1 protein-coding gene (cut by a window edge) is annotated in these 14436 nt (G+C 74.5%); it reads right to left on the bottom strand.

The features are described from left to right. On the bottom strand, positions 1 to 14436 hold the 5' portion of the coding sequence (locus A3Q37_RS08030) for a non-ribosomal peptide synthetase (RefSeq protein WP_065479827.1). Its footprint begins 2925 nt before the window's first position; only the first 14436 of its 17361 coding nucleotides appear in the window; the start codon lies at positions 14434 to 14436; the stop codon falls past the left edge of the window.

Below are 14436 nucleotides of genomic sequence, written 5' to 3'. Positions count from 1 at the left end.
GTCCTGGAGCATCGCGGCGATCCGGTCCTCGGGGTAGTCCGGGTCGATGGGCAGATGGGCGGCGCCGACCTGCTGGACGGCGAGCTGGGCCACGACCAGGTCGACGGAGCGCGGCAGGATCACCGCGACGAGCTCCCCGGGACGGATCCCGGAGTCATGGAGCGAGCCACCCAACTCCCATGCTCTCCCGTTGAGTTCGGCGTACGTCAGAGACTCGTCCGGCGCGTCCACGGCCACGGCGTCCGGCCTGCGGGCGCACTGTTCGGCGAAGAGCTCCGCCCAGCTGCGGGCGGCCGGGGCCGGCGGTCCGGCGCGGTGTGCGGCGAGCGCGTCCCGTTCCGGGTCCGTCAGCGGGTCCAGCGCGGCGATGCGGGTGTCCGGGGCGGCGACGAGTGTCCGCAGCAGGTGTTCGACGCGTGCGGCGAGTTCCTCCGCGCGTGCGGGGGTGACGGCCGCCGGGCGGTAGGTGAGGCGCAGGGTGAGCCGTTCGCCGGGCACGGCGGCGAAGGTCAGCGGGTAGTGGGTGGCGTCCCGGCCCCGGATCTCCTCCAGGTTGAGCCCGGTGGCCTCGGCGAGCGCGGGGACGCCGTCGGCCGGGTAGTTCTCCAGCGCGGTGAGGGTGTCGAAGAGAACGCCGTGTCCGGCGGCGCGCTGGATGGCGGCGAGGCCCAGATGGTGGTGGGGCAGCAGGGCGGCGAACTCGTCCTGTACGCGGGCCGCGAGAGCGGCGAGCGTTTCCTCGGGGCGCACGGTGATGCGTACGGGGACGGTGTTGACGAACAGGCCGATCATGTCCGTCACTCCGGGCACTTCGGCGGGCCGGCCGGAGACGACCGTGCCGAAGACGACGTCGCGCCGTCCGGTGTGAGCGCTCAGCACCAGCCCCCACACCGTCTGGGTGAGGGTGCTCAGGGTCAGCTCCCGTTCCCGGGCGAACGCCGCGAGCCGGTCGGTCAGTTCGGCGCCGAGCAGCACCGTGTACTCGTCGGGGAGTTCCTGCTCGCCGGGGTCGTCGGGGACGAGCCGGGTGGGTTCGGTGACGCCTTCCAGCGCCGTGCGCCAGGCCTCGGCGGCGCCCTTCTCGTCCTGGGCGTCGAGCCAGGCGCGGTGGAGCGGGTAGGCGGGCGGGGCAGGCAGTTCGATGTCCGCGTACGCGTGCAGGAGTTCGCGGACGAGCAGCGGCAACGACCAGCCGTCGAGGACCAGATGGTGCCCGGTGAGGACCAGTTCGCAGGCATCCGAGCGGCGGATGAGCGTGGTACGCAGCAGCGGTGGAGCCGACAGGTCGAAGCGTCGGCGGCGGTCGTCTCCGGCCCGTCGCACGGCGCGCCGGTCCTGCTCCTTCGGCTTGCGGCGGCGCAGGTCCAGTTCCTCGAACTCCGGCTCGACGTCGGCGTGTACGCGCTGGGTCCAGCCGCCCTCCTCACCGATGAACGCGGTGCGCAGCGGGGCGTGGCGGCGTACGACGGTGCGCAGCGCGTGACGGAGGCGGTCCGCGTCGAGGTCGTCGGTGAGGCGGATGACGACCTGGACGTGGTAGACGTCGAGCGGGTCGCCGCCGGTGCCGGTGGCCTCCGGTCCGTCGTACTGGGAGAGGAACAGCAAGCCCTCCTGGAGCGGGGTGAGCCGGCCGGATTCGCCACCGCCCGGGGTTTCAGGCTGCCCGGCGGGCGTCCCGGCGTCCGGGGTGGCGCGTTCGGCGACGGCGAGCAGGCCGCTGACGGTCCGGTGGCGGAAGACGTCCTGCGGGGTGAAGACGAGCCCGGCCTTGCGGGCCGCGCCGACGAGTTGGATGGACAGGATGCTGTCCCCTCCCAGGGCGAAGAAGCTGTCGTCGACGCCGATGTGTTCGGTCCGCAGGAGTTCGGCGAAGAGGGCGGCGAGGCGGCGCTCCTCGTCCGTGCGCGGTGCGATGCGGGTGGCCGAGGAGACCAGGCGGGGTGCCGGGAGGGCGGCGCGGTCGAGCTTGCCGTTGGCGGTGACGGGGAGGGCGGGCAGCGGCATCAGGGCGGTGGGGACGAGGTGGGCGGGGAGCCGGGCGGCGAGGTGTTCGTCCAGGCCGGCCGGGAGCGCGGTGCCGTCTCCCGTACGGAGGACGACGTAGCCGATCAGGTGGGTGGTACCGGTGGCCGTGTCCTCGTGGGCCACCACCGCGCTGCCGGCGACCTCGGGGTGGGCGTCGAGCGCGGCCCGGATCTCGCCGGGTTCGATGCGCTGACCGCGCAGCTTGATCTGGTCGTCGACGCGCCCGAGGTGCTCCAGCTTCCCGTCCGCCGCCCGCAGCCGGGCCAGGTCGCCGGTGCGGTAGAGGCGGGCCCCGGGCGGGCCGTACGGGTCGGCGACGAACCGCGACGCGGTGAGGGCGGCGCGATTGTGGTAGCCGTACGCCAGTTGGGCTCCGGCGAGGTACAGCTCGCCAGGTGCGCCGGGCGGGGCCGGGCGCAGCCACTCGTCCAGGACGAGGGTGGTGGTGTTCCACACCGGCCGGCCGATGGGGATGTGTCCCGAGGCGATGTCGGTGGTGGTGACGGGGTGGGCGGTGACGTCGACGGCGGCCTCGGTCGGCCCGTAGAGGTTGTGCAGTTCGGTGTGCGGGGCGAGTCGCAGCAGTCCGTCGGCGGCTGCCGGGGTGAGGGTTTCGCCGCTGGCGAGGACACGGCGCAGGGAGGCGCAGTCGTCGGGGACGGCGACGCCGGAGAAGGCGGTGAGCATCGACGGCACGAAGTGGACGGTGGTGATGCGGTGTTGGCGCAGCAGCCGGGCGAGGGCGGTCGGGTCGCGGTGGTCGTCGGGCCCCGCGGTGACGAGGGTGGCGCCGGCGAGCAGCGGCCAGAAGAGTTCCCAGACGGATACGTCGAAGGTCGCCGGGGTCTTGAGGAGGACCCGGTCGTCCTCGGTGAGCCGGTAGGTGTCCTGGGCCCAGCGGAGTCGGTTGGCGACGGCGCTGTGCGGGACACAGACCCCCTTGGGGCGGCCGGTGGAGCCGGAGGTGAAGAGGAGGTAGGCGGGGTCGCCGGGGCGGGGCGCGTCGGGAACGGTGGTGAAGCGGGGCACTTCGTCGGCGGTGATGTCGAGGACCGGCAGGCCGTCGACAACGTTCTCGGGCAGGGGCACGGCGGGATCGGTGATCAGCAGGACCGCTCCCCCGTCCTGGAGTTGGGACGTGATGCGGGCGGCCGGCTGGGCCGGGTCGAGCGGCAGGTAAGCGGCTCCGGCGCGCTGCACGGCGTGGACGGCGATGACGAGTTCGGCGGAGCGCGGCAGGGCGACCGCGACGGTGTCGCCGCGCCCCACGCCGCGCTCGGCGAGGAGTCCGGCGAGCCGGTCGGCGTCCGTGTCGAACTCGCCGTAGCTCCAGCTGCGGACCCCGTCGCGCAGGGCCTCGGCGGCGGGGGTACGGGCGACCTGTTCGCGTACCAGGTCCACCAAGGTCCGCTCCGGCAGGGCGACTTCGGGACCGGTGGAGGTGGTGAGCACGCGCCGCGTCTCCGTCTCGTCCAGAACATGCCTGTGGTTCACGGGCAGTTCGGGCTCGGCGCAGAGCCGTTCGAGCAGGGCGGTGAGCCGTGTCGCCAGGGCTTCGACGGTCGGGCGGTCGAAGAGGGCGGTGCGGTAGTTGAGGGCGGCGCGCAGCCCGTACGTTCCGGGTTCCTCGATGACGGCGAGTGTGAGGTCGAACTTCGCGGCGCGGGTCTCGACGAGTTCCGCCGTGACGGTGCCGGGCCCGAAGGGGTGGGTGCGGTCCGGGGCGTTCTGGTGGATCAGGGCGACCTGGAAGAGCGGGTGGCGGGAGAGCGAGCGCTGCGGGGCGAGGGCGTCGACGAGCCGTTCGAAGGGCAGGTCGCCGTGGTCGAAGGCGTCGAGGTCGACCGCGCGGACCCGCGCGAGGAGTTCGGCGAAGGTGGGGCTGCCGGAGGTGTCGGTGCGCAGGACAACGGTGTTGGCGATGAGTCCCGGCAGTTCTTCCAGGGCGGGTTCGCCCCGGCCGCTGAGCGTGGTGCCGATGGGCAGGTCGTGGCCCGCCCCGTGCGCGGAGAGCAGAACGGCCAGGGCGGACTGGAGCACCATGAAGAGGGTCGCGCCGTTGCCCCGGGCGACCCGCTCGGCGGCCCGGTGGGTGGCGGCGGGCAGGGTGAACTCCACGGAGTCCCCGCGTTCGTCGACCTCCGGCGGGCGGGCCCGGTCCAGGGGCAGGGCGATCTCCTCGGGCGCTCCGGCGAGTGCGGTGCGCCAGTAGGCCAGCAGCCCGTCCTCCCGGGCGGCGGTGGCCTGCTGGTGCCAGAGGGTGTAGTCGGCGTACTGGAGAGCGGGCGGGGCGAGCGGGGTGTGGTCCGGGTCGAGTTTGGTGGCGTACAGCTGGGCGAGGTCCCGTACGAGGGGTTCGGTGGAGGCCTCGTCGTAGGCGATGTGGTGGACCACGAGCAGCAGGGCCCGCTCGCCGCCGGGTCCGGTGAGCAGGTGGGCGCGGAGCGGGGGCCGGTCGGCCAGGTCGAAGGGGTCGGTGGCGAGCCGGCGTGCCGCGTCCTCGGCGCTTTCTCCGTCCAGGTGCACAGCGGTCAGGGGTACGGGGGCGGCCTCGGGCAGCACTTGCTGGACCGGGCGTCCCTCGTGCTCGGGGTAGCAGGTGCGCAGGATCTCGTGGCGTCGGGTGAGGGCGGTGAGCGCCCGCCCGAGAGCGTCCTCGTCGACGGGCCCGTGCAGCCGCAGCAGCAGCGGTACGGCGTAGGTGACGGCGGATCCGCCGAGCCGGTGGAGGAACCACAGCCGGGCCTGGGCGGGCGACAGCGGGAGCCGGTCGGGTCGCGCCGGGGCGGGGGCGAGCGCGGGCACACGGGTGTCCGACGTGCGGGTCAGTCCGGTGAGCCGGGCCGCCAGTGCGGCGACGGTGGCGGCTTCGAAGAGGGTCCGTACGGGGACGTCGAGGCCGAGTTCCGTGCGCACTCGTCCGGCGAGGCGGGTGACCAGCAGGGAGTGGCCGCCGAGGGCGAAGAAGTCCTCGTCCACGGCGACGGGGGCGCGGCCGAGGACTTCGCCGTAGAGCCGGGCGACGAGGCGTTCCTGTGCGGTGCGGGGGGCGCGTCCGGTGGGCGGCTGCTCCCCGGTGTCGGCGGCGTCCGGGAGGGGCAGGGCGGCCCGGTCGAGCTTGCCGTTGGCGGTCAGAGGCAGCCGGTCCAGGGAGACGAACGCGGTCGGGACCATGTAGTCGGGCAGCCGCCCCGTGCACGCGGCGCGCAGGTCGGCGGCCGCAATGCCGCCCGTGGTGTAGGCGACGAGGCCGGGCCCGGTGGGCAGGTCCTCGCGCAGGAGGACGGCGGCGGCGCGGGCCCCGCCCGTGTCGCACAGCACGGTCTCGATCTCGGCGGTCTCGATGCGGAACCCGCGCAGGGACACCTGGCTGTCGGCCCGGCCCAGGTAGTGGAGGGTGCCGTCGGCGGACCAGCGGGCGAGGTCGCCACTGCGGTACATCCGGGTGCCGGGCGCCCCGAACGGGTCGGCGACGAAGCGCTCGGCGGTCAGCACATGGCGTCCCCGGTAGCCGCGGGAGAGCCCGGCCCCGGCGACGTACAGCTCACCGGTGACACCCGGCGGCACGGGCCGCAGCCGCCGGTCCAGGACGTAGAGCCGCAGGTCGTCGATGGCCCGGCCGACGGGACTGGTGCCCGGGACCAGAGTGTCGGGAGTGAGGTCGTGGGTGGTGACGTGGACGGTGGTCTCGGTGATCCCGTACATGTTGACCACGCGGGGCGCGTCGGGCGTCCGGAGCCAGGGGGCGAGGCGGGCGGGGTCCAGCGCCTCGCCGCCGAGGACGATCAGCCGCAGGGCGGGCGGGATGCCGGGCGAGCCGGGGGCGGTGAGCGCTTCGGTGAGCTGGTAGCAGGCGGACGGGGTCTGGTTGAGGACGGTGACGCGCTCGCGGTGCAGCAGGTTCAGGAAGTCGTCCGGTGACCGGGTGACGGTGTGCGGGACGACGACGAGACGGCCGCCGTGGAGGAGGGCGCCCCACATCTCCCAGACGGAGAAGTCGAAGGCGTAGGAGTGGACGAGGGTCCAGACGTCGTCGGGGCCGAACGCGTCCTCGGCGGTGGCGTCGAAGAGGCGGGCGAGGTTGCGTCCGGTGACGACGACACCCTTGGGGCGGCCGGTGGAGCCCGAGGTGTAGATGAGGTAGGCGGCGTTGTCCTGGCGGAGCGGCGAGGGGCGTTCGGCGTCGGTGACCGGCCGGTCCGTCTGTCGCCGCCAACTGTCGTTGGTAGTCGGGTCATCGAGGACGAGTACGGGTGCGGTGCAGGTGGCGGGGGTGCGGCCGGCGGTCAGGGTGTCGGTGAGGACGAGGGCGGGGGCGGCGTCCTGGAGGGTCCAGGCGATGCGGTCCTGGGGGTACGCGGGGTCGACGGGGACGTACGCCGCCCCGGTCTTGGCGACGGCGAGGACCGCTTCGACGAGCGTCGCCGAGCGGGGCAGCAGCAGCGCGACCCGGTCCTCGGGGCCGATGCCGTACGACAGGAGTAGCCGAGCCAACGCGTTGGTACGGAAGTCGAGTTCGGCGTACGTGAGGGAGTCGCCGTCGTGGGTGAGGGCGGGGGCGTCGGGGTGGTCGGCGGCAGCGCGGGCGAAGCGGTCGAGGACGGACGGGGTGCCGTGGTGGTCACCGGTGGGGTTCCAGCCGCGCAGGAGAGTGTCCTCCTCCCCCGCGACGAGGACGCCGAGCGAGCCGATCGACGTGTCGGGGTGGGCGACCGCGCGGGACAGGACCGTCACCAGCCGGTCGGCGAGGGTGCGGACGGTGGCGGCGTCGAACAGGTCGGCGCTGTAGTTGATCGCCCCGTCGACGGTGCCGCCGGAGAGATGGTCGGTGAACCCGACGATGAGGTCGAACTTCGCGGTGTCCGTCTCCCGCAGGGTGAACGCGGCGTCGTCGATACCGGGTGCGGCGAACGGGACCGGGGTGCGGTTCTGGTACGTCAGCATCACCTGGAACAGCGGGTTGGCCGCCCCGCGTTCGGGGTTCAGCTCCTCAACGACCCGCTCGAAGGGCAGTTCCGCGTGGTCGAAGGCGTCGAGGTCCACCGCCCTGACTCGGCCGAGGAGTTCACGGAAGGTCGGGTCGCCGGAGAGATCGGTGCGCAGGACGAGCGTGTTCACGAAGAAGCCGATGAGGTCTTCCGTACTGCGCTCGCCCCGGCCGGCGGTGGGCACGCCGAGGGGGATGTCGTCCCCGGCCCCGAGTCCGGCGAGCAGGGAACACAGGGCCGCCTGGGTGACCATGAACGGGGTCACTCCGGCGTCGGCGGCCAAGGAGCGCAGCCCGGAGGCGACCTCGTCGGGGAGGGCGAAGGGGACGAACCCGCCGCGTCCGCTGGGGGTTTCGGGCCGGGGGCGGTCGGTGGGCAGGTCGAGGACGGCGGGTGCGCCGTGGAGCGTCCGCCGCCAGAAGTCGGCCTGGTCGCCGAGGTGACCTTGGTCGAGGAGGGTGCGCTGCCAGTGGGCGTAGTCCGTGTAGTGCACGGTGAGCGGCGGCAGGTCGGGGGCGTTCCCGGCGAGCCGGGCGCGGTAGGCGGCGGACAGATCGGTGAGCAGCGGTTCGACGGACCATTCGTCGGCGGCGATGTGGTGGATCAGAAGCAGGACGGTGGTGCGGTCGGGCTCCGTCAGGACGGTGACGCGGAAGGGCGGTTCGGTGGCGAGGTCGAAGGGCTCGGCACTCAGCGCACCCAGCAACTCCTCTGCTTCCTCCCGGCTTTGCACGGTCCGGAGCCGCACGGCGTCGACCTGGTCCAGGACGCGCTGGGTCGGCTCCCCGTCGGCCTCGGGGAACACGGTGCGCAGGACGGAGTGGCGCGCGGCGAGGTCTCCGACGGCGGCGGTCAGGGCCTCGTGGTCGACCTCGCCGGTGAGGGTGAGGACGAAGGGCAGGTGGTAGGCGGGGCCGGGCTGGAGGCTGCTCAGGAACCACAGCCGCGCTTGGGCGGGCGAGAGGGGCAACGGGCTGTCATGGACGGTCTGTTGGAGTGCGGGCAGGAGGGTGCCCGGGGGCGCCGACCGGGCGGCGAGCGCGGCGACGGTCGGGGTGTCGAAGATCTGCCGGACGGGGATCGGGTGTCCCAGCACGTCGGCGGCTCGGGTGGCCAGCCGGGCGGCGAGCAGGGAGTGTCCGCCGAGGGCGAAGAAGTCGGCTTCGGCGCTGACCTGTTCGAGGCCGAGGAGTTCGGCGAAGAGTGCGGCGAGCAGTTCCTCGCGCTGTCCGGCAGGGGCGCGTCCGGTGGGTGCGGCGGCGGGGCGGGGCACGGGCAGGGCGTTGCGGTCGAGCTTGCCGTTGGGGGTGAGCGGGAGGGCGTCGAGCGGGAGGCAGAGGTCCGGGACGAGGTGGCCGGGCAGCACGGTGCGCAGCTCCTCGCGGACCCGGGCGGCCGTGGTCGCCCGGGTTTCGGGGGTGCCGGTGAGCCCGGTGAGGTAGGCGACGAGGCGGGGCGTGGGGTCGGCGGGGCCCTGGTGGGCGATGACGGCCGCGTCCTCGACCGCCGGGTGGGCGCGGAGTGCGGCGGCGACTTCGCCGGGTTCGATGCGGTGGCCGCGGATCTTCACCTGGTGGTCCGCGCGGCCGACGATCTCCAGGGTGCCGTCGGTGCGCAGCCGGGCGAGGTCGCCGGTGCGGTACATGCGGGCCCCGGGCGGTCCGCCGGGCTCGGCGGTGAAGCGTTCGGCGGTCTGCCCCGGGCGGCCCAGATAGCCCAACGCCAGTCCGTCGCCCGCGAGATACAGCTCACCGGTCACTCCGGCGGGCACCGGAACCAGGCCTCGGCCGAGGACCAGGGCGCGGGTGTTCCACAGCGGCGTCCCGATGTGCGGGGCCTCGGCGGCCGTCGCGTCGAGGGCGCCCGCGGTGGACCAGATGGTGGTCTCGGTGGGTCCGTAGAGGTTGACGAGTCGGGCCCCGTGGGCGATGAGCCGCCGGGCGAGGTCGGGGGCGAGGGCTTCGCCGCCGGCGAGAGCGAGCAGCCCGTCCACCGCATCGGGCCGGGCGTCCAGCAGGGACCGCCACAGGGAGGGTGTGGCCTGCATGACGGTGGGGCGGGCGGTGTCGATGAGCCCGGCGAGGAGGGCGGGGTCACGGACCTGTTCCCGGTCGGCGAGGACGACCGTGCCTCCGGTGATCAGGGGCAGGAACAGTTCGAGGACGGCGATGTCGAAGCCGACGGTGGTGACGGCGAGGAGCCGCTCGGAGCCCCGGAAATCCAGGGTGTCGGCGAGGCAGAGCAGGAAGTTGACGACGGCGGCCCGCGTGACGACCACCCCCTTGGGGCGGCCGGTGGAGCCCGAGGTGTGGATGACGTAGGCGGGCGCGTCGCCGTGGGCGGGCCGGGGTGCGAGCGGTACGGCGTCGGCGGCGGCGCGCACGGTGGCGGGGTCGTCCAGGAGGAGGGCGGTGCGCGGATCCGCTTCGAGGGAGTCGGCGGTGGCCCGGTCGGTGACGAGGAGGGCCGGTGCGGCGTCGGCCAGCAGCATCCGGATGCGGTCGGGCGGGAAGTCGGGGTCGACGGGGAGGTAGGCGGCCCCGGTCCGGCCGACGGCGAGCAGGGTGACGAGGAGGTCGGCGTTCCGGGGCAGGCTGACGCCCACCAGGACACCGGGGCGCGCACCGCGTTCGGCAAGCAGCCGGGCCAACCGGGCGGCGCGCTCGTCGAGTTCCGCGTAACTGATCTCGTCGGCCCCGCAGATCAGTGCGGTACGGGAGGGAGTGCGGGCGGCCTGGGCGGCGCACAGCTCGGCGGGCGATGTGGCCGGGACGAAGCGCGGCTCGGGCGTCACGACCGCGCCGGAGGCCGTCCGCAGTGTGGCGACGGGGCGTTCCGGGGCGGCGGTGGCCTGGTCGAGAACGTTGAGCAGGGCAGCGGTGAACCGGTCGGCGGCGGAGGCGTCCCAGAGGTCGGTGCGGTATTCGAGCTGCCCGGTCGCCCGGCCGGTGGCGGGGTCCTCGCTGATGGTGCACTGGAGGTCGAACTTGGCGGCCCCGGTCGCGACGAGGCGGGGCCGCCCGGTCTGCCCGGGCAGCACGGGCCGGTCGGGGAACTCCTCCCGTACGGCGAACAGCACCTGGAACAGGGGGCTCACGCCCGGCAGGCGGGGCGGGTTGACCTCGGCGACGATGCGCTCCAGCGGGAGGCGCTGGTGGGCGAGGGCGGCGAGATCGTCGTCCCTGGTGCGGGCCAGCAGGTCGAGGAAGCTCGGTGAGCCGTGCAGAGTGGTGCGCAGCGGCAGGGTGTTGATGAAGAACCCGACGCTGTCGCGGAGCGCTTCGTCGTCGCGTCCCGCGACGGGTGTGCCGATGACGAGGTCGTCGCCGCAGCCGAGCTGGGAGAGGGTGGCGGCGAACGCGGCGTGCAGGACCATGAAGGTCGTGGTGCGGGTCCGCCGGGCCAACGCCCGGACGCGCTGGTGCAGTTCGGCGTCGAGGACGAAGTCGTGGGTACGGGCGGGGCCGCCGGTACGGTCGGGCCGGGGCCGGGCCCAGGGCAGGGTCAGCTGTTCGGGTGCGCCGCTCAGCAGGGTGCGCCAGTAGTCCGCGTCCACGTCTTCGCTCGCGGCCACGGCGTCGCGCTGCCAGAGGGTGAAGTCGGCGTGGTCCACGGGCAGGCGCGGCAGCAAGGGGGCGGCGCCGGAGAGGCGGGCGGTGTAGGCGGCGGCGAGGTCGTCGAGGAGGGACGGCAGCGACCACTCGTCGGCGGCGATGTGGTGCAGGACGAGCAGCAGGGTCTGCCGGACGGGCTTCCCGTTCTCCCGCTCGGGCGTGAACAGCACTGCGCGCCACGGTGTTTCGCGCTCGACGGCGAACGGCCTCGCGGCCTCGGCGGCGATGCGGTCGGCCAGTTCCGCCTCGGGCACGGCGACTTCGGTGAGCGCGGGCTCGGCCGACGCGATGTCCAGCACGCGCTGCCAGGCCTCCCCGCCCTGAACAGGCAGCACGGTGCGCAGGATCTCGTGGCGGGCTGCGATGTCGGCCAGTGCGCGGCGCAGGGCGTCCGGGTCGAGCCGGCCCGCGATGTCCAGGGCGAGGGGGATGTTGTACGAGCCGTCCTCGCCATGGCTCTGGGCGAGGAACCACAGCCGCCGCTGCCCGAAGGAGAGCGGCGGCCGCTCGGGGCGGGGCCGTCGGACCAGCGGAGGCGGCGCCCCGGCCGACCGCCGGGCGGCCTCGGCCGCTTCCAGGACGGGGGCCAGGCGGGCCGGGGTGGACGCGTCGAACAGGGCGCGTACGGGGAGTTCGGCCCCGGTACGGGAACGGAGCGCGGTCACCAGGCGGGCTGCGGACAGCGAGTGGCCGCCGAGGAGGAAGAAGTCGTCGTCGGGCGCCACGGAGCCGTGGCCGAGCACGTCGGCGTACAGCTCGCACAGCAGCGCCTCCGCTCCGGGCCTCGGAGCCCGTCCGGGTACGGGGCGGGCGGCGGTCCCGACGGCGGGCAGCGCGGCCCGGTCGGTCTTGCCGTTCGGGGTCAGCGGCAGCCGGTCCAGCGCCACGAAGTGGCCGGGCACCAGGTGTTCGGGCAGCTGCTCGGCGAGCGCGGCGCGTAGGGGCTCGGCCCAGAGACCGTCGCTGCCTGCTCCAACCTCGGCGACGGGCTCGTTCTCCGTACGCGCGGCCCCCTGCCCCGTACGGACGAGTACGCAGTACGCGGCGAGGGTCAGGTCGCCGCCCGGCGTCGGGACAGCGGTCACGGCGGCCTCCGCGACCGAGGGGTGCGCCAGGAGCGCGGCCTCGATCTCGCCCGGCTCCACGCGGTGCCCGCGGATCTTCACCTGGTGGTCGGCGCGGCCCAGCACCTCCAGGGTGCCGTCGTCGCGGAACCGGGCCAGGTCCCCGGTCCGGTACATCCGGCTGCCGGGCGGGCCGTAGGGGTCGGCGACGAAGCGTTCGGCGGTGAGCGCGGGCCGGCCGGAGTAGCCGTCGGCGACCCCGTCTCCAGCGAGGTGCAGTTCGCCGGTCACGCCGACGGGGGCGGGGGTGAGGGTGCGGTCCAGGACGTAGGCGCGGGTGCGGCGGACGGGGCGGCCGACGTGCGGCGGCTCCCCGCGGTCGAGGACGGCCGCGGTGGACCAGATGGTGGTCTCGGTCGGCCCGTACAGGTTGACGAGACCGTTCGCGTGCCGGGTCAGGGTGTCCGCCAGGTCGGCGGGCAGCGGCTCTCCCCCGCTGAGCGCCCGCAGACCGCCCAGCGCGTCCGGGTCGGCGTCGGCGAGGACGCGCCAGAGGGAGGGGGTGGCCTGCATGACCGTGGGCGCGGTCGACCGGATGAGCCCGGCGAGCGCGAAGGGGTCGCGTACGTCGTCGTCGGCCGCGAGCACGACGGTGGCCCCGCCGAGGAGCGGGACGAAGAGTTCGAGGGCGGCGATGTCGAAGGAGACGGTGGTGACCGCGAGCAGACGGTCCTCGCCGGACAGGTCGAGCAGTCGGCCCATGGCGGCCAGGAGGTTGTCGAGGGCGAGGCGGGGCACCACGACGCCCTTGGGGCGGCCGGTGGAACCGGAGGTGTAGATGACATAGGCGGGGTCGCCCGGGTGGGCCTGTCCCGATGCTGCCGGGCCGTCGGCCTCGGTCTCCGCTCCCGGGGCCGAGCCGACGCCCTCCGCTCCCCGGGCCGAGTCGTCGGCCTCCGGTCCCCCGCCCCCGACCGTGCCGTCCGGGGCCACCGTGAGCAGCGGCAGCCCGCCGCCCCAGGGGTGGGCCCGGTCCGTGACCAGCAGCAGGGGCCGGCTGTCCGCCAGCATGTACCGCAGGCGGTCTGCCGGGTAGCGCGGGTCCAGCGGTACGTACGCGGCTCCCGCCGACGCCACGGCCAGCAGCGCGACCAGGAGCGCTTCGCCCCGGGGAAGGGCGACGGCGATCAGGCTGCCCCGGCCCGCACCCCGGGCCCGGAGGACCGAAGCCAGGCGGTCGGCGCGGTCCGCCAGCTCCGCGTACGTGACGACGGCGTCGCCGCAGCGGAGGGCGGGCGCGTGCGGGGTGCGGCGGGCCTGCGCCGCGAAGCCCTCGGCGAGGCCCGGGGCCGGAACGCCTTCAGCGGCCTCGTCGGCGGGAGCGTTGAACTCCTCCAGCACGCGTCGCTGTTCGGCCTCGTCCAGGTAGCCGACGCGGCCCGCCGGGAGGTCGGGCTCCGCGCGGGAAAGCCGGTCCAGAAGGGTGGCGAAACGGCGCAGGTGCGTGGCCGGCTCCTCGGGCCCGTACAGGTCGGGATTGCCGTCCAGGACGAGGTCGAGGCCGGTGAGGCCGGTGTCCGGGCCGCCCCGGTCGCTCACGGTGACGTTGAGGTCCTCGACGGCTCCGGCGGCCAGCGAGTGCACCGCGCCCCGGCAGTCGCCGAAGGCGAGGTCCGTGGTGAACGGCTTGATATTCAGCTGGGGGCCGACGAGCCGTCTGCCGTGGCCCAACAGCTGGAGGTCACGCCGGAGTTGCTCGCCCCGGTACCGCTGGTGCCGGCGCTGGCGGCGCAGGGTGCGGGTGATGCGGCGCAGGAGGTCGCCGACCGCTTCCCGTTCGTCGACGGCGACCCGGAGCGGGACGACGTTGACGGCGGTGACGGGAGTGCGGGCGAGGACGCTGCCCGTGCGGTTGCTGACGGGCGAGCCGATGACGGCTTCGGGCGTGTTGGTGAGCCGGGTCAGGTAGAGCGCCCAGGCGGCGGTCACGGCCTCGGGCCAGGTGGCGCGGGACCGCTGGGCGAAGGCGGCGAGCCGTTCGGCGTCTTCGGCCCCGAGGGTGAGGCGGCTGCGCAGGAAGCGGGGCGGGATACGGCTGGGTGCGGTGCGGGCCGGGGTCGGCGGGTGCGGCCGGTCGGCCATCAGGTCCTGCCAGAACCGGGCGTCGAGCGCGTGCTGTTCGGAGTCCGTGTAGCGCTGGTCCTCCTCGATCGCGTCGCGGAGGGTGCCGAACGATGGAGCGGGCGGCCGGGTGCCCGCACATGCGTGGCCGTAGAGCTCGGCGACGCGTTCGGCGAGGCGGGCGTAGCCGTAGGCGTCGAGGAGGATGTGGTGGCAGCGGTGGTACCACAGCCACCGCCGGTCGCCGGTGCGCAGCAGGGCGTGCCGGTAGAGCGGGCCGTGCTCCATGTCGGCCGGGGTGGAGCGTTCCTCCTCCATCCAGGCCAGGGCGGTGTCGTGCGGGTCGTCGGCGGTGCGGAGGTCGAGGAGTTCGGGTCCGGCCGGGGCGACCGCGCCGGTCTCCTGGTGGATGTCGTCGCCGTCGGCCGTGAAGCGTACGGAGAGCCCGTCGGCCTCGCCGACGGCCCGGGTCACGGCTTCCGCGAACGCCCGCTCGTCCAGGGGTCCCGTCAACTCGACGTACTCCGCGGTGAGATACACGGGGTTCGCCGGATCGATTCGCTGCGCTGACCAGAGACCGAGCTGGGCTTCGGTCAGCGGCAGGCGTTCGCGGTGGGTGCTCAT

This window comes from Streptomyces sp. PTY087I2 (genome assembly GCF_001687325.1).
GTDB lineage: Bacteria > Actinomycetota > Actinomycetes > Streptomycetales > Streptomycetaceae > Streptomyces.
Note: the sequence above shows the minus strand (reverse complement) of the source record. Positions and strands in the feature narration are given on the sequence as shown.